The sequence below is a fragment of the Pseudodesulfovibrio sp. S3 genome, assembly GCF_004025585.1.
Lineage (GTDB): Bacteria > Desulfobacterota > Desulfovibrionia > Desulfovibrionales > Desulfovibrionaceae > Pseudodesulfovibrio.
Genome location: NZ_QTZO01000001.1, coordinates 98,700 through 120,651, shown reverse-complemented (window position 1 = coordinate 120,651; position 21,952 = coordinate 98,700). Strand labels below are relative to the sequence as shown.

Annotated in this window: 18 protein-coding genes and 4 tRNA genes; 4 read left to right on the top strand and 18 right to left on the bottom strand. The window is 51.3% G+C overall.

The window, feature by feature from the left end; genetic code table 11:
* Positions 1-6 precede the first annotated feature (6 nt).
* The 8 genes from nusG to DWB63_RS00560 form a co-directional block, all read right to left on the bottom strand.
* Complete coding sequence (gene nusG / locus DWB63_RS00595) at positions 7-564, bottom strand: transcription termination/antitermination protein NusG (RefSeq protein ID WP_128326858.1); 558 nt, start codon at positions 562-564, stop codon at positions 7-9.
* Between the two features lie 33 nt (positions 565-597).
* Positions 598-855 (bottom strand): preprotein translocase subunit SecE, encoded by a 258-nt coding sequence (gene secE, locus DWB63_RS00590; protein ID WP_128326857.1) that lies wholly within the window; start codon positions 853-855, stop codon positions 598-600.
* Positions 856-938: 83 nt separating this feature from the next.
* Positions 939-1,015 (bottom strand) — tRNA-Trp (locus DWB63_RS00585).
* Between the two features lie 12 nt (positions 1,016-1,027).
* Positions 1,028-1,177, bottom strand: coding sequence for a 50S ribosomal protein L33 (gene rpmG, locus DWB63_RS00580; RefSeq protein WP_128326856.1), 150 nt, complete (start codon positions 1,175-1,177; stop codon positions 1,028-1,030).
* A 2-nt stretch (positions 1,178-1,179) separates the two neighbouring features.
* Positions 1,180-2,373 (bottom strand): elongation factor Tu, encoded by a 1,194-nt coding sequence (gene tuf, locus DWB63_RS00575; protein WP_128326855.1) that lies wholly within the window; start codon positions 2,371-2,373, stop codon positions 1,180-1,182.
* Positions 2,374-2,590: 217 nt separating this feature from the next.
* Positions 2,591-2,666, bottom strand: a tRNA-Gly gene (locus DWB63_RS00570).
* Positions 2,667-2,728: 62 nt separating this feature from the next.
* Positions 2,729-2,814 (bottom strand) — tRNA-Tyr (locus DWB63_RS00565).
* A gap of 12 nt (positions 2,815-2,826) precedes the next feature.
* Positions 2,827-2,902 (bottom strand) — tRNA-Thr (locus DWB63_RS00560).
* A gap of 422 nt (positions 2,903-3,324) precedes the next feature.
* Here DWB63_RS00560 and DWB63_RS00555 point away from each other — a divergent pair.
* Positions 3,325-4,344, top strand: a complete 1,020-nt coding sequence (locus DWB63_RS00555; RefSeq protein WP_128326854.1) for a tRNA-dihydrouridine synthase family protein — start codon at positions 3,325-3,327, stop codon at positions 4,342-4,344.
* Positions 4,345-4,406: 62 nt separating this feature from the next.
* Positions 4,407-5,426: a chemotaxis protein gene (locus DWB63_RS00550; protein ID WP_128326853.1), complete on the top strand. Its 1,020-nt coding sequence runs from the start codon at positions 4,407-4,409 to the stop codon at positions 5,424-5,426.
* 265 nt (positions 5,427-5,691) lie between these two features.
* Here the strand turns inward: DWB63_RS00550 and tnpA are convergent, their stop codons facing one another.
* On the bottom strand, positions 5,692-6,123 hold the full coding sequence (gene tnpA / locus DWB63_RS00545; protein WP_128326852.1) for an IS200/IS605 family transposase: 432 nt from the start codon (positions 6,121-6,123) through the stop codon (positions 5,692-5,694).
* Positions 6,124-6,191: 68 nt separating this feature from the next.
* The gene (locus DWB63_RS00540; protein ID WP_128326851.1) at positions 6,192-6,992 is read right to left on the bottom strand and encodes a hypothetical protein; all 801 of its coding nucleotides are present in this window, start codon (positions 6,990-6,992) and stop codon (positions 6,192-6,194) included.
* Between the two features lie 89 nt (positions 6,993-7,081).
* Between DWB63_RS00540 and DWB63_RS00535 the strand changes: the two genes are divergently transcribed.
* Both DWB63_RS00535 and DWB63_RS00530 read left to right on the top strand, forming a co-directional pair.
* The gene (locus DWB63_RS00535; RefSeq protein ID WP_206613109.1) at positions 7,082-9,391 is read left to right on the top strand and encodes an ATP-dependent endonuclease; all 2,310 of its coding nucleotides are present in this window, start codon (positions 7,082-7,084) and stop codon (positions 9,389-9,391) included.
* A complete protein-coding gene (locus DWB63_RS00530) occupies positions 9,378-11,252 on the top strand; it encodes a UvrD-helicase domain-containing protein (RefSeq protein ID WP_206613108.1) in 1,875 nt (624 codons plus the stop codon). Before DWB63_RS00535 ends, DWB63_RS00530 begins: the two co-directional genes overlap by 14 nt.
* Before the next feature lie 49 nt (positions 11,253-11,301).
* Here DWB63_RS00530 and DWB63_RS00525 read toward each other — a convergent pair whose 3' ends face one another.
* From DWB63_RS00525 to DWB63_RS00490, 8 genes are all read right to left on the bottom strand, one after another.
* The gene (locus DWB63_RS00525) at positions 11,302-11,847 is read right to left on the bottom strand and encodes a hypothetical protein (RefSeq protein WP_128326849.1); all 546 of its coding nucleotides are present in this window, start codon (positions 11,845-11,847) and stop codon (positions 11,302-11,304) included.
* Between the two features lie 118 nt (positions 11,848-11,965).
* Positions 11,966-13,162, bottom strand: a complete 1,197-nt coding sequence (locus tag DWB63_RS00520) for a hypothetical protein (RefSeq protein ID WP_128326848.1) — start codon at positions 13,160-13,162, stop codon at positions 11,966-11,968.
* Positions 13,159-13,566 (bottom strand): hypothetical protein, encoded by a 408-nt coding sequence (locus DWB63_RS00515; RefSeq protein WP_128326847.1) that lies wholly within the window; start codon positions 13,564-13,566, stop codon positions 13,159-13,161. The genes DWB63_RS00520 and DWB63_RS00515 overlap by 4 nt, the downstream gene beginning before the upstream one ends.
* Before the next feature lie 11 nt (positions 13,567-13,577).
* Positions 13,578-14,276, bottom strand: a complete 699-nt coding sequence (locus DWB63_RS00510) for a metallophosphoesterase (RefSeq protein WP_128326846.1) — start codon at positions 14,274-14,276, stop codon at positions 13,578-13,580.
* Positions 14,273-15,391, bottom strand: a complete 1,119-nt coding sequence (locus DWB63_RS00505) for a Wadjet anti-phage system protein JetD domain-containing protein (RefSeq protein ID WP_128326845.1) — start codon at positions 15,389-15,391, stop codon at positions 14,273-14,275. Before DWB63_RS00505 ends, DWB63_RS00510 begins: the two co-directional genes overlap by 4 nt.
* Positions 15,388-19,923, bottom strand: a complete 4,536-nt coding sequence (locus DWB63_RS00500; RefSeq protein WP_128326844.1) for a hypothetical protein — start codon at positions 19,921-19,923, stop codon at positions 15,388-15,390. Before DWB63_RS00500 ends, DWB63_RS00505 begins: the two co-directional genes overlap by 4 nt.
* A 4-nt stretch (positions 19,924-19,927) precedes the next feature.
* Complete coding sequence (locus DWB63_RS00495; protein WP_128326843.1) at positions 19,928-20,749, bottom strand: hypothetical protein; 822 nt, start codon at positions 20,747-20,749, stop codon at positions 19,928-19,930.
* Position 20,750: 1 nt separating this feature from the next.
* A complete protein-coding gene (locus DWB63_RS00490; RefSeq protein ID WP_206613107.1) occupies positions 20,751-21,719 on the bottom strand; it encodes a hypothetical protein in 969 nt (322 codons plus the stop codon).
* Positions 21,720-21,952 lie beyond the last annotated feature (233 nt).

The window sequence follows — 21,952 nt, the reverse complement described above, 5'->3', positions numbered from 1 at the left end:
TATGGGCTATCCCTTGTCCACCTGGACAAAATCCAGCTCCACTGGAGTCTGACGCCCGAAGATAGAGACGGATACTTTGAGTTTACCCTTGTCGTAATTGACTTCTTCCACAACACCGTTGAAGCCGCTGAATGGGCCGTCGATGACCCTCACCTCGTCACCTCGTTCGAAATTGAACTTGGGACGGGGTTTCTCCTGGCGGCTTTCCATCATGTTGAGGATATTCTCCGCCTCACTATCACGCATGGGGGTCGGACGGTTCTTACCGCCAACGAATCCGGTCACACGCGGAATGGACTGGATGAGATGCCAGGAATCATCAGTCAGAATCATCTTGATCATGATGTATCCAGGATAGAACTTGCGTGTAGACGTCTTGCGCTCACCCTTGACCATTTCGACGATCTTTTCGGTGGGCATGACGACCTCTTCAATGAGGCCCTTGTCCTGTCCTGTGCGCATCATCTCGCGGACGGTCTGTTCGACACGCTGCTCAAATCCAGAGTAGGTGTGAACGATGTACCAGCGGGTGCGAGGTGCAGCTTGTTCCAATGTGGCATCCATGTTGTGTTCCAGCCTTTGCAGGTAGCTTTGGTCCTAGGAGAGGATGGTCTCGACGATCTTGGAGAACGCGAGATCAACCACACCCAGATAAAGAGCGATGACCACGGAAACGACCAGCACGGCGATGCACGTGGTGACAGTTTCCTTGCGGGTCGGCCAGACCACTTTCTTGATCTCGACCTTGGACTCCTCAAAGAATTCCAGGAATTCCTTGATCTTGCCCATCGGCCCGGCTGCCAGACTCTGTGTGGCCTGCTTTTCAGCGGCCTTCTTGCCTTTCTTTTTGGCCATATCTCTTTTCCCAAATTATTGAGCGGTTGGGCGGGGCCTTGCTGTTTAGGGCAAGACCCCGCACCGCTTTCAAAGACTCATATTGGCAGGGGTAGAGGGATTCGAACCCCCAACATCCGGTTTTGGAGACCGGCGTTCTAGCCGTTGGAACTATACCCCTGCACTATCGAAACTACTTGGACTCTTTGTGGACAGTGTGTTTCTTGTCCCAAGGACAATACTTCTTCACTTCCAGGCGACCGGTAGTATTCTTCTTGTTCTTCTGCGTTGCGTAATTCTTACGCTTGCACTCGGTGCACTGCAGCTGAATATTGATTCGCATGATTACTCCACGATCTCGGTGACAACACCGGCGCCGACGGTACGGCCACCTTCGCGAATAGCGAAGCGCAGACCGACTTCCATGGCGATGGGGTGAATCATCTCGACGTTGAAAGTGGCGTTATCGCCGGGCATGACCATCTCGACGCCCTCTTCCAGGGTAACCACACCGGTGATGTCAGTGGTACGGAAGTAGAACTGCGGACGGTAGCCGGAGAAGAACGGGGTGTGACGGCCACCTTCGTCTTTGGAGAGGACGTAGACCTCGGCCTTGAACTTGGTGTGCGGGTTGATGGATTTGGGCTTGGCAGCAACCTGGCCGCGTTCCACTTCTTCACGCTTCACGCCGCGGATCAGGAGACCGACGTTGTCACCGGCCTGGCCCTGGTCGAGCAGCTTGCGGAACATCTCGACACCGGTGCAGGTGGTCTTGATGGTGTCCTTGATGCCGACGATTTCAAGCTCTTCACCGACCTTGATGATACCGCGCTCCACACGACCGGTGATAACGGTACCACGACCGGAAATGGAGAAGACGTCCTCGACGGGCATCAGGAAGGGCATGTCGATGTCGCGCTGCGGCTCGGGGATGTAGGAGTCGCAAGCTTCCAGCAGATCAAGAACGGGCTTGGCAGCAGGATCGTTGATGTCATCGCATTCCAGGGCCTTCAGGGCGGAACCCTGGATGACCGGAATGTCGTCGCCGGGGAATTCGTACTTGGAAAGCAGCTCGCGGATTTCGAGTTCGACCAGTTCGAGCAACTCTTCGTCGTCGACCATGTCGCATTTGTTCATGAAGACGACCATGGCGGGCACGCCGACCTGACGGGCAAGCAGGATGTGCTCACGGGTCTGGGGCATGGGACCGTCGGTGGCTGCGCAGACCAGAATAGCGCCGTCCATCTGGGCGGCACCGGTGATCATGTTCTTGATGTAGTCGGCGTGACCGGGGCAGTCCACGTGGGCGTAGTGGCGATTGTTGGTCTCGTACTCGACGTGGGCGGTGGCGATGGTGATGCCGCGCTCTTTCTCCTCGGGAGCCTTGTCGATCTGATCGAAAGCGACGTATTCGCCGTGACCGGCCATGTGAGCCAGTTTGGTGATGGCAGCGGTCAGAGTGGTCTTACCATGGTCGATGTGACCGATGGTGCCGATGTTAACGTGAGGCTTGCTACGTTCAAATTTAGCTTTACCCATTTCAATAACCCCCTGGATCAATAAAGTTATGTAGGTTTCTATTTCTAAATACTTGCTGACAAGTCAATACAAACAAAAAAAACGCCTATGAAGCTCATGACCGGATTTGAACCTGGACTTCATCCTTAACCAAGGATGCACTCTGCCGACTGAGCTACGCGAACCAATTGCTCACGCTGTATTTATTTATGATGATGGATGGAGGGACGGCTAAAAATGGAGCGGGAAACGGGACTCGAACCCGCAACCCTCAGCTTGGAAGGCTGATGCTCTAGCCATTGAGCTATTCCCGCTCACTCCCTGTAGTCCATCAGCAGTCTCTCGGACCGGCCTCCTACAGCGTGATTCAAAAAAATGGTGGTGGGGGGAGGATTTGAACCTCCGAAGGCGTACGCCGACAGATTTACAGTCTGTTCCCTTTGGCCACTCGGGAACCCCACCATTAATATCATATGGAGCTGGCGATGGGACTTGAACCCGCAACCTGCTGATTACAAATCAGCTGCTCTACCAATTGAGCTACGCCAGCTCACTGGGAACGAAGTCTATATACGCCGCTATTTCAAAAATCAAGAGTTTTCAACGACCTTTTTTCCCGAACTCGGGTTGGAGCCGCCTTGCGCTTGAAGACGGGCCGGTGTAATGATAAAAGCAGTTGTTTGTCAACCCTGATCCTGTTTTTTTTTAAATTATTTCCCAATGCACACACGCCTCAACAGACTCGAATTACCGCATCGGCCCTGATCATGCGCATACTTTCGGCCAGGCCGCAACCCATTCCGCAACTGCACTGTGTACATTCAGAGTCAAAACCAATGACACGCAAACCACACACACGCCCCTTTGCACCTCGGCACTTCGCGACCGTCGGCACTTCGTAGTCGAAAGCCGGGACAGCCCCCCCCATTTCCCTTTGACTCCCTTCCTTGGAGTTCGTATGAGCTTCCCACCATGACGACATTTTCAATTACCCCTGATTCCCCGTGGCTTGCCCCGCTGGCCGGTTACTCGGATCTCCCCTTCCGGATTCTGGCCAAGAAAAACGGCTGCAAAGTGGCCTGCTCCGAGATGATTTCCGTCAAAGGCATGGCTTTCAAGAATGCGGGGACACGCCGCCTGCTGGCCACCTGCCCAGAAGACGATCCCATGGTTCTCCAGCTCTTCGGTTCCGAAGCCGACTATTTCCAACCAGTCATGGAAAAGCTGGTGTCCATGGGGTATCGGAACTTCGACCTCAACGCCGGCTGCCCGGTACGCAAGGTCCTCAAATCCGGCTCCGGCGTGCAGCTCATGCAAGATCTCGACAAGCTGGTGAACCTCGCCTCCATCATGGTGGAGAAAGCGGCCGAACATCCCCAGGGCGGCCGGGTCGGCGTCAAATTCCGCCTGGGCTTCAACAAGGGTGAAGAAGTCTTCATCGACCTGGCAAAACGGCTTCAAGACGTCGGTGTGAATTGGGTCACGCTGCACCCGAGGTACGGCAAACAGATGTTCGCCGGAACGGCGGACTGGTCCAAACTCGCGGAACTGAAAAAAGCCGTATCCATACCCGTGATCGGGTCAGGCGACCTGTTCACGGCTGAAGACGGGCTTCGTTGCGTTGAGGAAACCGGCATTGACACCATCATGTTCGCACGAGGCGCACTCTACGATCCCTCCATTTTCGCCAGGTACGTGGCCCTGCGCCAGGGGACTGCCCTTCCGGCCCGTGACGGCACATCCTTGGCCGCCATCATCCTCGAACATATCCGACTCACCCGTGAATACGAAGGCGATGGTCGGTCCTTCCGCAAGATTCGCTCCATCATTCCCCGCTACGCCAAGGGACTCAGAGGTATTCGAACCCTGCGCGGCTCACTGCTGCAATGCAAGACATGGGAAATCCTGGAACAGACTGTCGGGGCCATAGCAGAGATGGAACCCGCTGAAACGGACGCGGAAACCTCCCCGGTTGACGTAATTCACCAATAACGTTTACAACGGCCCAGTCGTCCTTAATCATTTCGTACCTTTGACAAGGAAACGGTAGTGCCATGGCCACTGAGTCGACCGACATCCTGCTTGAAGCGGGCACCAATGAACTTGAAATCGTTGAGTTCTATCTGGAAGAAGAGCCCAAATCCGGAGACATGGAACTGAATCAGGAAGTCCACCCCGTCGAAGGCGCTCTCAAGCCGAGCCGCAAGGGATACTACGGCGTCAACGTCGCCAAGGTTCTTGAAATCATTCGAATGCCGCAAGTCACCGAGATGCCGGAAGTTTCACACCAAGCAGTGCTCGGAGCCTTCAACTTGCGGTCCCGCATCATCCCCCTGCTCGATCTGTCCATCTGGCTCAAGAAGAAGCGTGTTGAAAACGAACCGCCCAAGGTCATCGTCACCGAATTCAACCAGGTCACCTCCGCCTTCATGGTCTCCGGGGTGACCCGCATCCACCGTATTTCCTGGGAAGACGTCGACGCCCCCAACAAATATGTTTCCGCCCTGTCCTCCGACTCCATCACCGGCGTGGTAAAATTCGACGACCGCATCGTGTTCATCCTCGACCTGGAACGCATTGTCTCGGAACTCAATCCTGACATGCGGCTCAAGTTCGATGACAACGTGATCTTCGACGGCAACAGCGGCTACAAGGCCCTGATCGCCGACGACTCGCCGCTCATCCGCGAAATGATCCGCGACATGCTCGGCCAGGCCGGATTTCAGGTGGAAAAGACCAACAACGGAAGAGAGTGCTGGGACCGTCTGCAAGAAATCAAAAAACTGGCGCTCGACGACAACCGCCCTGTCACAGACTATGTGCAGGTCGTCGTATCGGACATAGAGATGCCCATGATGGACGGCCACCACCTGTGCAAACGCATCAAGGAAGACCCCGCGCTGAAGGACCTGCCCGTCATCCTCTTTTCCTCGCTCATCACGGAAAAACTCCGCCACCGGGGTGAGACCGTAGGCGCGGACGACCAGGTGTCCAAGCCCGAGATCACCTACCTTGCCCAACGCGCCGCCTCGCTCATCGAATCCCGCAAGGCCGAAGCAAGGATTGCCGGATAGGCGGCAAGCGCTTCCAAACCGCATAACGGCATTATGTAGGAAACGCACAAAATAAATAATATCAAGTCAGTACAACGTAGAAGGTCCCTTTGCAGGATGCAAGGGGACCTTTCGCTTTTTTGCTGGGTTATGCACCCCCTGGTGAACACACTAATCGTATGACTCCTTAAACAAAAGAGATGTCAACAATTTCCGAAGTCATAGTACCCCCGGCAAAGCCGGGGGCTTGAGTTTGTGAGCCACTCAAAGTGGCTTTAAGAACCGCCTAAAGGCGGAATTTCAATTGTTCTATCCGCTTGTCTTCGTGCTCTTGCTTACGGATGTATTCTCTTATCACCTTTTCGTCCCGACCCACTGTCGTGACATAATAACCACGCGCCCAGAAGTTCTGCCCTGCAAACCCTCTTGCGCGGCCTTGGACTTCATGAGCTATGTGAATCGCACTTTTGCCCTTTATGTACCCAACCACTTGGGACACAGCATATTTAGGCGGAATTGCAATATACATGTGCACATGATCGACACACAGATGCCCTTCCAATATTTTACTTTCGCGTTGTGCTGCCAACTTATGGAACACATCTCCCAAGTAGTTTCTCAGCTTTCCAAACAGCACCTTACGCCGATACTTAGGTATCCAAACGATATGGTACTTGCAGTCCCATTTTGTATGACATAGGCTTGAATTGCACTTCATTGAAGCCTCTCCCTTGCTCACTTAGAGCAGCTCACAAGGGGGGAGGCTTCATGCTACTCCCGCATAAGTCAAACTTCTATGGCCGCCCCAGCAGAGCTGGGGGGTCTCTCATTGGGACTAGGAACAGGCTGGCCTCCACAGTTTACGTCAATGACAGACGCTCCGCTTACAGGCTTATTATTGGCGTGTGTGTACGCATAGTACAAGGCTCCAATGATACAAGCTTTGCTCGCCTCGTGATTGCTTTTTATTGCGACTATACATGGGTGCAACGCCTGAATAACTTTGTCGTAGATCATCTCATTGTGCTGCTTGTAATAGCCATCGCAGATGTCCTGTAATATTTCTGGAAATTCCAAGTAATCGTGATGCCCCAGGTCTTTAAGGTGAAATGCGACTTCTCGAACAACAATTCCAAATGGGCCTTGGTCAACCTCGCTGCGCTTCTTATGGTTATAGTGATCACTTTTGACGCTTCCGTCGCGCATTGCTCTGAGCCTGTCTCTGATTTCCGCATCATCAAATATTGATTCAAGGGTGTTCCAAAGGGTATCGAGGACATTGGAAAGCGGATAAAGCCCTTCTTCAAACATGTTATTCTTCTTTGTCCTTGTAAGGTGGAACCAGTATCGAGAGCTTGTCTTCTTTGGGGTGCCTAAATGCTGCTCAACGTAATTATACAAATACTCTGGTTGCTGTATGTCGATATCATCAAAATTCTTCTTGTATATAGCTTCAATGTCTATGCTTTTTAAAACTTTTCTAAGTTTTTTTATTCGACATCTATACGCGATTGATAGGCTTCGCAGGGTTGTCTCTCCATTTGAACAATTCAAGACAAATTTTTCAGTCGTAGCTCCAAATTTCATGACCATTCCTTCGTTTTGTAGAATTTGAACACCGTCATACTTAAATACATTTATCAAACATTCTGTTGAGTGTTAAGCTGAATAGGCATATGGTGAGGCAACTGCTTATTATTTTTGGAGAACCCTATGAAGGATTACTGCGAATGCTGATAAAATCTTTTCAATTAAAGAACTTTCGTCGACTCAAAGATGTTCATGTTGAACTGGATCCCAAGACCTCGATTTTTGTAGGAGCTAATAACAGTGGCAAAACATCAGCAACGCAGGCCTTTAAACTCTTCTTAGGCCAATCTAAGGAGCGGTTTAATCTTTATGATTTTCATGTCGAGTGCTGGAAAACTTTTGACATCATAGGAGTCAACTGGGGAGATAAGGGTGAAGAACTGGAGATGCCAAAAATCAGTCTTGACCTCTGGTTTGAGGTTGAGTCTCAGGATATTCATAGGGTGATCGACCTACTCCCAAGCTTGGACTGGAAAGATGCTCCTATTGGGGTGAGGATCGAATATGCACCCAAAGATCCGGCTGGACTGATTGATCGATTCAATGAGGCAATAACTAAAGCTCAAGAAGGAATAAAGGAGGACTCCAAGTACCGCCCTTGGCCCCAAACACTCACTGATTTCCTAAAGAAGCAACTAGATTCAGAGTATGCCCTTTTTTACTATGTTCTCGATCATGAACAATTTGATGAAAAATTTAGTCCCATAGCAGGGTACCAGCCGGCTCCACTTGGAGGCACTGGAACAAAATCGGGATCGAAGGTTGTTGGCTCTTTGTTAAGGGTTGATTTTCTTAATGCACAGCGACATCTGACAGATGAACACTCCTCCGGTGGTCGAGCCGAAAATCTTTCCACTCGGTTTAGTCGATTCTATGAACGTAATTTAGAAAAACATGAAGATGATCACGAGGCTATGAAGGCTCTGGTTGATTCAGAGGAACGTTTGAATTCACACCTGAAAAGTGTGTTTAAACCGATGATGGATAGCTTAGCTAAGCTAAAGTATCCTGGATTTGATGACCCTCAACTAGAAATCAAATCGGCTCTCAATCCCAAAAGCCTCCTGAACCAAGGTGCTCAAGTACATTATACTATCAATAATCCGAATTTTCCTAGTGGCTTTGAACAGAATTTCTCTTTGCCAGATCACTACAATGGATTGGGTTACAAGAACTTGATATATATGGCTGTGGAATTGTTGGATTTTCATGAACATTGGATAGCCTCTGAAGTCCGTCCTCCACTACATTTAGTTTTTGTCGAAGAGCCCGAGGCTCACCTTCATGTCCAGCTTCAGCAGGTGTTCATCCGTCAGGTCCAGAATATTTTAAGACAACCTGGCCAAGATGATTTCGGTTACGAAAGCCAGTTGGTTGTGACGACTCATTCTCCTCATATTATATATGAAAGTGGCTTTACGCCTATCCGATATTTCCGCAGGAGCATCTGCCCGGCCATTGAACAAAAATCAACTGTTCTGAACTTATCGTTGTTTAAGATTCATGATGTTGAAATCGAGGGTTACGATGATATCGACACAGCGCGTCATGAAGCTTTGGAGTTCCTCCAGCGATATATGAAATTGACCCACTGTGATCTGTTTTTCGCTGATGGAGCAATCTTGGTTGAAGGCAATGTTGAAAGGTTGTTGCTGCCAATTATGATTGAAAAATCTGCTAAAGAGCTAAGATCTGCATATTTAAGCATTCTGGAAGTCGGTGGAGCCTATGCTCATCGTTTCAAAGAGTTGATTGACTTCCTGGGGATAACTACGTTGGTGATTACGGATATTGATAGCGTGAGGCTCAAAAAGGATATCGAGGAAAAGGCTGAGGAAGGAGATGAGGAGATCAAGGCAGGCGCATGTAGGACTTCGGAGGAAGGAGCAGTCACTTCCAATGAAGCTTTGAAGCAGTGGATCCCCGGCCTTACCAATATAGCCGATCTTCTTGCAGTTGATGAAGCAAAGAAAGAGATTGTGTTGTCAGAAGATTGTCCTGCGAAAGTCCGTATCGCCTATCAGACTCTGCAAACAGTCGCATGGGAAGGGCAAGAGGAGAAATTGGTCGGGCGAACCCTAGAAGAAACTTTTGCTTTGGAAAACTTGGAATGGAGCCAGGACTTAAGCCGGAAGCATCTTGGCCTGAGAGTGATCACTAAAATGAATCGGTTTACACTGGATGAAGTTGCCCAAAAGCTCTTCATACGAGTGAGCGGTAACTCATTTAAAAAAACAAATTTTGCGCTTGGCCTTTTGCTTGAAGGTGAAGGGTGGGACGTGCCTGTATACATTGATGAAGGGCTGAAGTGGTTAGCATCAAATCTGGTTTTCTCGGGCGAAAGCTTGCAGGGCGAACCTCGGACTGATGTTGAGGTGACAGATGCTGATCAGTAGAGCTGGGAAGCCTGATACTCCTACCGACGTCAGCATTAGGGAATATCTTGACTCAATCCCACCTGTTAGCTTCAGCATGGTTGCTGGTGCCGGTTCGGGCAAGACAACCTCGCTGATTAAAGCCTTGCAACACATCAAGAATGCATTCGGTGGCTCTTTACGAAAAAATGGTCAAAAAGTGGCATGTATTACCTACACCGAGGTTGCGACTCAAGAGATATGGAAGGACGTCGGAAACGACCCCCTTTTTCATGTTTCAACGATTCATAGTTTTCTTTGGGAGTTGGTGAGGCCTTTTCAGAGCGACATCAAGAAGTGGGTTGAAAACAAAGTTGGTCTGGACATTGATGAGCTCACTGAAAAACAGGCAAACTATGGTCCTAAAGTTCAGCAAAAGACAAAAGATAAAGATTCCGAAAAAATTGAGCACTACAAAGCGCTTTGTGGTGTCATAGGCAGCATTGATCAATTCGATTATGGGACAGGAAGTGATTATGCCAATGGCATATTGGGGCATTCAGACATAATCAAACTTGTTCCTGAAATCATGCTGGGAAGTACTCTTTTTAGAAATATCGTTGCTCGTAAATATCCATTTTTTTTTGTTGATGAGAGCCAAGACACTTTCGAAGTCTTTGTGGAGGCCTTAAGGGCTATTTTTATCCAAGAATCAAAGAACTTTTGTTTAGGCTTTTTTGGCGACCCGATGCAAAAGATTTATGCGACCGGAGTTGGTGATATCCGTCAAGAGAACACTTGGGAAAAAGTTACAAAGCCTGAGAATTTCCGAAGCCCGGACAGCGTGTTGTCAGTGATAAACAATATCCGTGCAGACGTGGGCGATTTGGTTCAAATCCCTGGTAAAGAACAGGCGGATGGCACTGCGCAACTTGTCATCCTTCCTGCTGATGAGAATAGAGGAGCCTACTTACAACAGGTTCGAGAGTGGCTGGCCCAAGAGGGAAATGATCCGTTGTGGACCCAGGACACAGAGGAATCGGATGTAAAGATTCTAGTGCTTGTTCATCGAATGGCGGCAAAACGACTCGACTTTGCGAATCTTTATGCAGCCTTCAATGACAGAACTCCGGAGTCCTTTAGCATTGGATTCACAGAAGACTCGCATTGGTCTTTGCGGCCATTCAGAGATTACTTGCTGCCGCTAGTTGCAGCATTTACTGATGGTGACAATTTTTCAGTAATGCAACTGCTCCGGCAGAAATGCCCATTGCTGTCAAAAGCGAAATTTGAGAAAGCTCCCAATAAGCCAGAATTGTTGGCAGCAATCAAAGAGAACGTTAGTTCATTGGCGCAGTTGTTACTTGACGATAAGGCTACTGTTTCAGACGTTTTAAAATATGCCGACGACAATAACCTGGTCGATTTGGACGATAGGTTTGCGTTGGTTCCGATAGGTGGGGAGTTTAGCCCAGAGGAGTTGGAAAAGGACAAAGCTGCCCTTGCTAATTACTATAATTGCCAAGCCAAAGAACTGTGGGGATACCATAGATACATAAACGAAGAATCCCCATATGATACCCATCAAGGAATAAAGGGAGCCGAGTTTGAAAGAGTGCTAGTTGTCCTGGACGAAGAAGAAGGAAGTGCCCATAAATTATTTTCATACGAGAAACTATTGGGGATAAAAGAACTGACAGCCACCGATAAAAACAATTTGGCCAACGGAATTGATTCTTCTATCGATCGCACTCGCCGCTTGTTTTATGTCTGTTGCTCTAGAGCTCTGAAGGATCTTGTTGTTGTGCTCTTTACGCAAGATGTTGAAAGTGCGGTTGAGAAAGTGAAGGGCGCTAGGCTCTTTTCTGCTGAAGCCGTATTTACGGCTGCTGATATAGCGTAGAGATTGTTGGTTGAAGGGACGGTCAATCAGACCGTCCCTTTCTTTTTGCCTACCAACGGCGGCAGTGCTTGCTCAGGAGCTTGAACAGGTACTGGATGTCCTGATCTGCGAGCTTGTGCTCATGCTCATAACAGGCACGCAGTTCCTTCCAAGCCTTCATCTCCAACTCTGGGGTGGTGGCGTTTGGCCAATCCGTGAACGACATGCAGTAATCCGGATCGATGTCGCCGGTTTCGTGGTCATAGGACGGCTCCCAGAAGCTACGCATTTCGCCCCACTTTTCCTCATGGCACTTGAAACAATGCTCGCTGTACTCGTCAGCGAAGTAGCGGTCGATGAGCAATTCGCAGACGTGCATCAAGTGCAGGTCGCACTCAGCGCCCACGTAGTCCGGATTACGGCTCAACTCGCGCTGCATCAGCACGAGCTTGTAGCGCATGACGTTGAACAATCCCCAGGACGTGTAGTGCCGGTCGGGCCACACGACAGGAAACCACTGGAACAGATTACGGATACCGAATTTGACCGCACGATACCATTCATCCACCAGCTCCCACGGAGCGGTGAGGTAGTGCGACCAGCGATAGTCAGGCATGACAGACCTCCTATGGTTTTATTTTACCTATAGAAATGTCATGTCATGCCTCCTCTTGAGGATAAGATTGAGATGCTTGGGCATTGGTTACGGACTCGACCATAGCACCGAACTGAAATCATTTCACCACATATGGTTTGTTAATCGTGGCTGCGAGATCAGACCCCTTATAATACGGCCGAATCCAGGTTAGCTTTCGGTCTTGCCGAGCAGGGCCACAAGGCTGATTCCGCCAATGACCACGCACCATGAAACGGACCAGAGGCTTGCCTTTTGGGATATCTGGCCCAGATCCATCTTCAGCGTTGTCTTTCTTGATTACAATGGTTCCAACTGAAGCGCCTACTTCGTTGTAATCAAGGCTGGAATGTCGCTCAGCCCTTTGGAGAAGCTTTCTCCTTTTGGACTTCGATGAAAGCCCTTCAAGGCGTGCTTCCATTTCTTTACGAGGACTGTCCTGGGGAATCAACTCAACCTCATCGGAAGACAAGTACAACACTGCGTTCAACACGATCCGATAGAACGCAAGGCCATCGGTATAAAAAACATCGTCGTGTTCTGAGTTTATTTCCTTGCTTTCAATGTCAACACTGATTCCTGGCCCGAGATTGTCCGGCGTAAGCGTTTCCCAGTCTGTGTGTAAAGCTTGTTCCAATGTCCAGTCGTCCCCTAAAAACAGTTCTCGCTTAAGCATCAAATAAGATGTGTCCGGGCAACGTGCGTGCCATGCACAGATAATAAGCTTTCTGCCAACAAAACCTTCGTCCGCAGGAAGCATGGTGAGGAAGGCTGAAATTGGAGCCGAGTAATCTAGGCCATGATTTTCTTTACCATTTATGCTGTGCATGGCATCCACAACTGTCCTTGACGTAAAGGTAAAGAGACAGGTCGGGAATGGTAATTGAATCAGAGGACCTTTGAGGTTGATCTCCGTATTTGCCAAGTGTTCAGCAAGGTTGTCGCTAAAATGGAAAGTTTTCTTACCTGCCAAGGCAAAATTTAGAGCCACATGGTATTCCTGATTCACGATGCCATACAAGCTTGCATACTCTGCACGCATCTGTGGTAACGCATCATGCAGATGTGGTCTGAGTTGTTCAATGCTGTACCCAGTTTCTTGTGCTGCATAATTCAGAATACCCAAATCAACCTGTTCAACGCACTCTTCAAAGCGGCTGTCGTAATCGTCAACGCTTTGGATTGAGGTCGGTGGCTCTGGCCTGCGCCTCAAGTCCTTGGCATCCCGCTCTGTCAGATCAAGCACAAAGGGGCGCACTTCTCGAATAAAATCGTAATATGTCGCTGGTAAAGTCATATCTGCCACCATTCATAGGGCATCGAAAGGATGCCCAGATAAGGATAATGCCGGTCAAAGTCTTCAGCCACTTGTTTGGCTATCTCGATCTCTTCTTCAAAGTGACCAGGCAGAATGCACCATGTCGCAAGCCAGTGGCGCTTGCTGCACAGACTGCAGCCGCCCTCTCTAATCCAGTAGGTTGAGTGATATTTTACAAATAAGCTCAGCCTCTTGAACTCTCGACAATCTCCCTGCATGTGAGATTCACAAATTGCCGTTTGCGGCAACGCCAGTTCAAGCCCCTCCACAAGTTTTTCAAACTCGGCTCTCACGGCTTCTTTTGCCTGGATCTCATCCTTGTTCTCGATGAGCTTTTCGATCCATCCAGGGTAGTTCATTTCCATGGCTATGTGCTTGCTCATGAGGAGACTCCTTATTCGTTCTCCAGCTCAATCCACCACTGCCTGCCACTTCCGGCGTAATCCAAAGCCGTCCACCTGCATCCGTCAAACTCGTCTTGCTGGAATCTGTGAAAGTGACCAAGATACCACTGTTTGGGTTGATAACGCCTGAGAATCTCGCTGAGCACTTCTTCGGAAGGATCAGGATCTCGGTCCCACCAAACAGGCCATTGTTCGTAGGGGAGGCCTTTGACGTTGAATTCTCGTGGGGCTGTATGGCTGATGACAACATCAATCTGAACCAGAGAAGGGTCAGGGGAATTCTCCAAATCCTCTTCGGTCAAAATCTCATGATCTGGAAACCAGTCTTTGCCAGGCAACCGCGCATAGTTGTCTACCGAGAAAGCCCCGCCAGCAAAAAGCACATTGCGTCCGTCAGGCAGCTCAAGAGTGGAACCTCGCGGCTGATAGATTACGTTGGGCATGCCGTCAGAGAAAGTGCGCTTACCAGATTCTACGAGTGCTTGAAGGCTTTTTAGGTCCTCGTGGTTGCCGTCTATCCAATGGATATGCGCCGAGCCCGGTTTGAGTTTTTTGGCAGGATCACGCCATTTGTGACCTGGCCAGAAACCGAAGTCGCCACACTGAAGGATCATGTTGGGCTTGCGTTGCTCAATAAGAGCATTCAATGAAGCCCAATCTCCGTGGATATCTCCGACAACAAGGATCATGAGATGCTCTCCACCCCGTCAAGTGCGGATGCAGGCAACGGGTGCATGCCCAATTTATCAAAACCGTCGTAGACAATTTCTTGATCTACCGCCCGGCCACGGCAAAGTGCGGCAAGACGTTGAGCCATTGGGTCATTCAACCTTTGGGCCTTCTGCCCTTTCTTACCAACGCATCCAACATACGGATGACTCCGGCCAGCGAACAGCTCTTTGATCATTGGCTCATAGAGAGCCGACAGCTTGAGTTGCGGGAAATGTCTTTTCAGACGATCAAAGATGGCCATGCCCATCAGATCAAGATCTCCCCAGAAAAAGAGGTTCGAGTGACGCAGGAGAAGGCTTGGATTCTTTGGCGGGTTACCTTCACGAGTAAGCACATGGGTTACTCTGTGAGTTAAATTCGCTTGAAGCATGGCCCCATCGTGATCGGATTTTTCATTGGCCACACCGAAACCATACGTGCAAATCCAGGCGAACTGCTTTGAGGCTCCGGCCCGGATTGCGGTTTCGAAGCAGTTCGGGTTTTCAACCAAAATTACAGCTAAAGGCTGCGGCGGGCCTGCCACTGCAAGGTATTTGGGTGAAGGCTGGAAGGAATCAATGTCGATTCCGAATTCGCGGGCGGGACCTTTCAGCCGGTCTAGCAGCTTTGAGGCCCCGAGAAGGTGCCTCGCACTCACAAGATATTGTGGTTTCCCCTGAAATCGCTGCTGATTGTTGCGCAAGTCAACAAGGCCCTGTAGCAGCCTGGCTTTCATCTCTTGAGGGAATTCTTGAAGCGCTTCCCCGGCCGAGTCGAGGGCTTGCCTGTCCGCATCAGAGATGCGGTCATTGGACGCAAGCACATTGTTCCATTCCTGCGCCCATTCGGGTACGTCCTTCTCGCGAAGTTGAATTTCAACCATTGCCTGCGGACAGGTTGGACTCGATCCCCATGAGGCACTTTTTACTACCCCCTCCTCCCGGAGGGTTTGCAAAGCCAAACCAACGTCAAGTTGTGAAAGTTTGGTCCACTTGATGAGCCTTTGAAACAAACCTGTAGGACGCAGTTTGTGTTTCCCGCCATCGGATAAATGGTAGAGTGCCTCAAGGACTATTTTTTTTGTCACGCTCACAGGTCCTCCTCCTGGGTGACAGGAATCTCACCAGAGACAAACGCCACAATGCTGTCGGCTTCTCCTTTGTGAAATTCCTTGCTGTCGGCCCATTCGTTCGGGGAGGCAAGATCCGGCGAGTTCCTGACCATCGTTACAAACAGCTTTGGGAAGCTGTCGAAGTCGTGCCGGAACAACGCTTCTGGGTTGTGCATCAACCCGATAAGCTGGAACCGTCCCAGGCTTTCTTTGAGCTGCAGGGAGGTTTTGACCATTTCCGGGCTGGACAGATTGGAAAACAACCCGTCAATCCAGAACACGCTGGGGCCGATTTCTTTCACAGCCTTTCGGCGTCCTCCGGAGTTGATCCGGGCTTCCATTTTGATGGAGTATTCCGCCAGGAGAGTCAGCCAGAGAAGCGAAAGCGCCATTCGCTCTCCCGAACTGAAACCGTCGTTGTACAGCCTCTTTCGGTCGCCGCAAATGTGCGGGTAATCCACGGTGATACGTGGATTACGGAACACATTGCGGTACAGTTCGGTCCGCAAGTTGTCCCGGACGCTTTTCCGGGCCTTCGCAGCCTCAGGACCATCGTCGCCGAGTAGATCTTGGCCGGTCTCCCTTTTGAGAGCCATCTGGGTTCTCCGGAGGTCCTGGACCAGTTTGCCGATGACCACGGAAAAATCGTCAGCCAGCTCGACGTCGATCTGGAACGTCGCCCCCTTGTGGGCGCGGAGGACCTTTTTCAACTCGCTCAAACCGCTTGCGCTAGTCTCTGCGAGGCTCTGCAAGTTCCCCAAAAGTTCCTTGTAGAGGGTCTCTTCCTTCTGCTGGGCCTCAATGCAGTCCGCCTCCGCGTCTTCGACACGTTGCCGCTTGCCGTTGACAAAGGTTTCAAGACCGTCAGGATCATTACGGAACCGCTCAAGGATCTCAATCTCTCCCTGGGTCAGTCCCTTCGGGGGCGTTTGCAGCAATGCGCCACAGGCCTTCACGTATCCCTGCTGTGCGGAATGAAGTGCCCTGCGTTCACTTCGGGCCTTTTCGTCGTAGCTCTTCAGGCTCAACTCACTTTCAAGATGCCCCTTCAGCGTGTTCAATGCGACAAGGATCTCGTCCTTGCACGATTCAACATCGGAAAGGCCGTCAAGTATTTGAGCTACCTGTGCCTGGGCAACCTCGTCCGGTGCGCCGGACGAAGGGCCGAGAAGGGTGGACATTTCGTCGTCATGGATCAAAACGGCAAGGGCCCGGTACGCCGGAAGCATCTGCGCCACGGCATTATCGTAGGACACGATTGGCCCTTGAAGGGCCCCGGCTCTCGCGGACAAGGATCGAATTATTTCTTCCCGCTCTATTACAGCTTTAGCCGCCTTTGCATGGTCCATCATCTTGGCGTCGATTTTTTCTCTTCGTTGCTCTTCGGAGCTATCGAGACTCGATACATAGGATTGAGCTCGGTCAAATCTATATTTCAGCCGTTTCTCCAGTCTATCCAGGGATTCCCGAATGCTGGCGGCATCCGCCTGGGCGGTTTTCATGAAAGCATGATCCCCCTTATGTACATGCTCGACTAGGTTCTCAATGTCTTGCCTGAACGGTTTTGAGGGCCCTTCCAGGAAAGTTTCCAATTCCCCCTTTGCCTTCCGGAGTGCTTCGGAGGCGGCTGGCCGCTCTCGCTCGGCGGCGGCCAAATCACTTTTTGCGTTCTCAAGCTGCCTTTGAGCCGTGAGAAGTGCTGCCTTGGCTTTAGCCAGGGCTTCTTTGCCCCCTTCTGTTTCCAGTCGTTCGGCGCGCTGGGAGGCGTAAAGCACCTTCTCGGTATACTTTTCCAAAAGCGCATCGTGACTCTTTTGCATCCGGCTCTGCGCCTGCAACATCTCTTCAAATCTGCTCTTCGCGTTCACGGCGTCTTTGGCCTTCCTTGCCGAGACAAGCGCCGGGCTATCGTCGGATGCTTCCCTTAAAAGCTCCTTGAGCTTCGCCTCCTCGATCTCAAGCGAGGCCACAAAACGTTTAAGCCGCTCTCGTTCGGCGGCGAGTTTGCCCGGGTCAAGCAGGCATTCGACGGCGAAGGACCGTCTGCCGACGAGGTAGGTGTACACAATCCCGTTTACGGCCTCGGAATGCAGTTCTCCATCGATGCAGAATGATTCGAGCTCGTCCTTGAGAAAGACCGGCACGGAGAGCCGTCGCTCTTCGAACAGCTCCAGCAGTGCTGACACACTCTCAAGCGAAGGAACTACCGGTGCAAAGAGGACAGTCGAAAATAGTGTGAAAAGCTCTACGCGGCGCTCGTCGGACAACTCGAAAGATCTGATGGCTTCGTGCAGGGAGGTAAACCCGCAGATGACCGCCCCGGCCGTCAATGCTTCCGCCACGTCGGGTCCAGGCGCGATCTTCTTCTGAGAGAGAAACGCAAGATCCTGCTTTGCCGTGCCTAGTTCCGCCTGTTTCAAGCGAAGCGATTCGGCGAGTTCCTGCTGTTCCGTCAAGAGTCGGGCAACAGCCTCGGCAGGAGTCTCCCCGGGGTGGTTTGCAACCCATTTGTCCAGGTGGTCGACCTGGTCTTTGATCTCCTTCATCTGACCCTGAAGATCACCCAGTCCTTTCTCGCTCACCGAGATTTCATTACGAGCGCGACCAGCAAATCCCGCAGGGCTTTCATTTGGGAAGGCCTCATAAAATGGAGCCGAATCCCGATTTAGCTCGTCAAGGCGGGAATGGTGGGTCTGAGCGGTCGTCTCCTTCCTCTGTGCCTCCCCTAGGGCCTTGAGGGCCGTTGTTTCGGTTGCGTGAGCGGTGCGGTCCAATTCTGCGGCGATGGCCTCTGCGGCTTTAAGATAGGTCTCCCTTGCTCGCCATTCGTCCTTTTTTTGTGTTGGGGACGAATCCGGGAAGGCCGCGATGAATCTCTCATACAGGGTATGCACGGGCTGGAGTCGAAGCTGCTTTTCTCGAAGGGCTTCAAGTTTGGCCGTGGCCTGTTGTTTCTGGTCTTCAAGGGCCTTGCCCGTCCCGGCCGGTTCAGCGAGTTCTGCGGTCGAGAACAGTCCGGAATCGACCATTTCTCGGTAAAGACCTTCGTTTTCCTTGAACTCCTTAAACCCCTGCTCCAAGCCTTCTACTTCCTTGCGAAGAGAGTCAGCGAGTTCCCATTCCGCCTTGAGGAGCTGCTCCGCCTTGGCGGTGTCATTGCCCAGCCTCCGAACAAATTGCCTGAACGGGTTGCTGTCCACCTTTGTCGCGAAGTGCCGGAACGCCTTGCAAATGATTTCGACAAGCTCTTCTCGCGGAGCGGGGAGATAGGAGTCGGTACACGCACTAAGAAATGTTAAGCAATGCTTTTGGGAGTAATATCGTGGCGAACGCCCCCTTTCGTCTTTTAGAAATTTTTGGTCCACAATAATTTCAATGACTTGCGGCGAAACGGCCCCATTTATGCCACGGCTACTCGCATCTCGATTTACGTGCTTTGCCTCTTTGCCTAATAGCTCCGCCAGGCCACGGTCGCGAAGCAGAACGCCGAGGTTGGGATCTACCACCATGTTGGTCACCAACAGGTCCACCTTGTTCTCACCGCTGGAGACAAAACGGGGGAAGCCCGGCAGAAGCGCTTCATCCACGATGTACCTCGTCGCGGCCATGGCCTGTCGAAGCTTGTCCAGGTGTCCCGACAGCCTTTTCTTGGAGTCGACCACCTGTGCTCCGGACAGTACCAAGGCATCCAGATGTCCCAGGGCCTCATTTTGCCTGGCCAGCCCCTCCATCTCTTCCTCGGCCGCAATCTGCGCTGCCACGGCGCGACCGGCCGTCTGAAGGATGGTGTCCTCGAAATGGTATTCGTCTTCCTCGGCAAAGGCCCCCATGGGGTTGGCCATGATTTCTGGAGCAAGGACTTCCCAGAAGAAGGTCTGATCCAGACGCTCACCACGGATCTTCTTCACCTGGAAGAGGTTGTTGTCGTGATCCTCTCCGCCTCCGCGAAGTTGGAACCTGGCCATGCGTTCGACGATGTGGTTGGGAACCATTTGACCAATGGCAGCCCGCCATTCGTCCCACCGCTGGTTTCGCTTCAAGATCCCCGGAAACTCTGAAATGAGATCATTGAACCGCTTCTTCGAATAGATGGTCAAGTCGCCATGCTCGTTCCGTTCACAGAGGGGGAGATCCTCCAGCTTCCCTGCATAGTGGTAGAACTGGATCGAGCCTTTACTTTGGGTCCCGTACATTCCGAAAACATGGGTTTCCCCTGGGGTGGAGACCAGCCCGAGAAATCTTTTGGAAATGAATTCTACCCGGAAATGGGAATACGCATCGAATTTGTCCGGGGCCATCGCCCTTCGAACCATCTTGAGAAGTTCTTTATTGCGGCTCAACAGGGCGTTGAAGGCATTTGAGATCGTCGTCTTGCCTACGCCGTTTACGGCCTGGACGATGGAAGAGTTCTCCTCGAAGTCATACGTTTGCTCACGGAAACGAGGGGACCACTTTTCGCCGTATTTATTGCGAATGAAGTTCACCACCTGAACACGATTGATCAAAGCGCTCATAGTTTTACATCTCCTGTTCTTGGCCGATTTCATCGTTATCGGCCAATTCAAAGGCTTGTTCGGTGTGCCTCATCGAAATGGGAGCATCTTCCTCCTCCGCAGGGTCCAGATCAACCAACAGACCGAGGCCGTCATTGAAGTTGACCCCAAGTTCGGCCGATGCGAGCAGCGTCTGCCGGAAAACGTTCTTCTCAACCTCCACAAGGTGCCCAATTTTGACCATGTACTGTAGAAAGGAGCGAACCCTGTCGCTGATGCGAGGGGATTCGGAATCAAGCAAGATCGTCCTGGCCAGGGACGGTTCCGCAACGTTTTCCTGCCGCCGACTATCCAGAGTCTCCCGGATGGCGTCCGCAAGATGATCGCGTGTAAACGCGGCCTCCTGATACCTTGAGACCTCGCTGAAGCTCCGGCCCAGTTTGGGGTATTGAAGATACAGCATGGAGAACCATATTTGGCAAAGCCACACTCTTGCATGATCCTTGGGTTCGCTGGACGTGCCGTGGCGATGTCGGACGCAATCCACGGCCTCTTCCGCATCAGCCCAGGGCGTCAAGACCCCCTCTCCGTCTCGTAGGAGGAGAAAGACATATTGATCCCGCTTTATGCCGGGCATATCGTAGGAATCGTATCGATGAAGCCGGAACCCTTGTGCCTGGAGAAAATGGTCGAGACATGCCTTCTCTTCCGAGGTCGCTTCATATTCCAGGAACTTGGCCAGATCCTGCTCGTTCTTCCGTAGGCGCTGTCCCTGCTCCGCTGCCGAACGAATCATCCGTTGGTCCGACAAGAAGGCGAACACCAAGCCTATTTCCCATCCGCGCATCTCACTTCTCCTCTGCGATTTCGAGTTGCACATCATCGGAGGACAGAACCCTTCCCCGCCCCAATGCAATGGACAGCTTGGCACCCTCCGCCCTCTTCACGATGATCTTTTCTCCGACGTCGCCTCCGCACAAGATGCCGGAGTTAAAACAGACCCCCACTGAGGCAGAGATGTCCTCCAAACAAAGGGAACCGGCGTCAACCATTTCGGAAAGTCTCACAGGCCCGACTGCCAGGGCTTTCCTGACATCGTCGACCTTTTGCGAGAGGAGTTGATAGAAAACGTCGCCAACGGTCGTTGATTCCAGCTTGTCTAAGACGACATCTCTTTCGGGAAGTGCCTGTTGGCGCAGTTTCCGAGGGACATCGTAAAGGCTGCAGCAAATATGTCTGGGCGACCATATGCCGTGTCTGGATTGTGCCCTTCGAATGTCGAGCACGGTCAATTTCCCTTCCCAAAAATGGTCTACCACTCGCTGGATACTGAACTTAGCAACACCACTCCCTTTTGCATCATGGAAGGACTGAAAGAGTAGCGTCAGATTTCGGATGAGCGATCCATTTGCCGCATGGACCTTCTTCAAGGCCGAAACCAACTCGAAAAGCGAAATCTCGTCAGGATCATTTGCACTCCAGGGTGAGTATTCTTCGATCATTTGGGCAACGGCGGGAGAGCGTAATTGATTGGATATCTCAAGCAGTCTTTCTCTGAGTTCCTTGAGAAGCTCCAGATGGCGATCCGAGGATTCAAGAATCTCGGCTCGGTATTTCTGATAGACGGCGTTTCGTTCCCGGATCTTGGTCACCTTGAGGGAGTGGTCCCGGATCATTTGTATGAGACTTTCACAGTTCTCAAGAAACTGCGGCAACTTTCCGTCTGCGAGATCCTTTTCCATCATGGAAACGAATTCAGGAGTGTATTCTAATCGGGAGGGTCTGTTCAGTTGGTAGAAGAGGTCTCGTCCGGACATGCTAATGCGGAAACCACTTCCAGCCACGGCTTGTTCGACTAGTGCGGTCTGCTCGAAGACAGAGGACGGCCGAAAAGCCTCAAAGGTCATTCGACAAGGCGTGTGTAAATGCTTGAGCGCGGTCAGGACGCCTTCCCTTGATACGGGAAAATCCTGTGAAACCTGTTCGGAAATTTCATCCAGAGGAACGAAAGATTCGGGCGAGAGTTCGTCTCGGAGAAAGAGAAGATAAA

What these genes read in the sequence shown, in the direction of transcription:
- DWB63_RS00490 (WP_206613107.1), bottom strand. Translation starts at nt 21,719, where the DNA reads ATGTCCGGACGAGACCTCTTCTACCAACTGAACAGACCCTCCCGATTA.
- DWB63_RS00550 (WP_128326853.1), top strand. Translation starts at nt 4,407, where the DNA reads ATGGCCACTGAGTCGACCGACATCCTGCTTGAAGCGGGCACCAATGAA.
- nusG (WP_128326858.1), bottom strand. Translation starts at nt 564, where the DNA reads ATGGATGCCACATTGGAACAAGCTGCACCTCGCACCCGCTGGTACATC.
- DWB63_RS00525 (WP_128326849.1), bottom strand. Translation starts at nt 11,847, where the DNA reads ATGCCTGACTATCGCTGGTCGCACTACCTCACCGCTCCGTGGGAGCTG.
- DWB63_RS00515 (WP_128326847.1), bottom strand. Translation starts at nt 13,566, where the DNA reads ATGAGCAAGCACATAGCCATGGAAATGAACTACCCTGGATGGATCGAA.
- DWB63_RS00540 (WP_128326851.1), bottom strand. Translation starts at nt 6,992, where the DNA reads ATGAAATTTGGAGCTACGACTGAAAAATTTGTCTTGAATTGTTCAAAT.
- DWB63_RS00530 (WP_206613108.1), top strand. Translation starts at nt 9,378, where the DNA reads ATGCTGATCAGTAGAGCTGGGAAGCCTGATACTCCTACCGACGTCAGC.
- DWB63_RS00495 (WP_128326843.1), bottom strand. Translation starts at nt 20,749, where the DNA reads ATGCGCGGATGGGAAATAGGCTTGGTGTTCGCCTTCTTGTCGGACCAA.
- secE (WP_128326857.1), bottom strand. Translation starts at nt 855, where the DNA reads ATGGCCAAAAAGAAAGGCAAGAAGGCCGCTGAAAAGCAGGCCACACAG.
- DWB63_RS00510 (WP_128326846.1), bottom strand. Translation starts at nt 14,276, where the DNA reads ATGATCCTTGTTGTCGGAGATATCCACGGAGATTGGGCTTCATTGAAT.
- DWB63_RS00555 (WP_128326854.1), top strand. Translation starts at nt 3,325, where the DNA reads ATGACGACATTTTCAATTACCCCTGATTCCCCGTGGCTTGCCCCGCTG.
- tuf (WP_128326855.1), bottom strand. Translation starts at nt 2,373, where the DNA reads ATGGGTAAAGCTAAATTTGAACGTAGCAAGCCTCACGTTAACATCGGC.
- DWB63_RS00500 (WP_128326844.1), bottom strand. Translation starts at nt 19,923, where the DNA reads ATGAGCGCTTTGATCAATCGTGTTCAGGTGGTGAACTTCATTCGCAAT.
- rpmG (WP_128326856.1), bottom strand. Translation starts at nt 1,177, where the DNA reads ATGCGAATCAATATTCAGCTGCAGTGCACCGAGTGCAAGCGTAAGAAT.
- tnpA (WP_128326852.1), bottom strand. Translation starts at nt 6,123, where the DNA reads ATGAAGTGCAATTCAAGCCTATGTCATACAAAATGGGACTGCAAGTAC.
- DWB63_RS00535 (WP_206613109.1), top strand. Translation starts at nt 7,082, where the DNA reads ATGGTGAGGCAACTGCTTATTATTTTTGGAGAACCCTATGAAGGATTA.
- DWB63_RS00520 (WP_128326848.1), bottom strand. Translation starts at nt 13,162, where the DNA reads ATGACTTTACCAGCGACATATTACGATTTTATTCGAGAAGTGCGCCCC.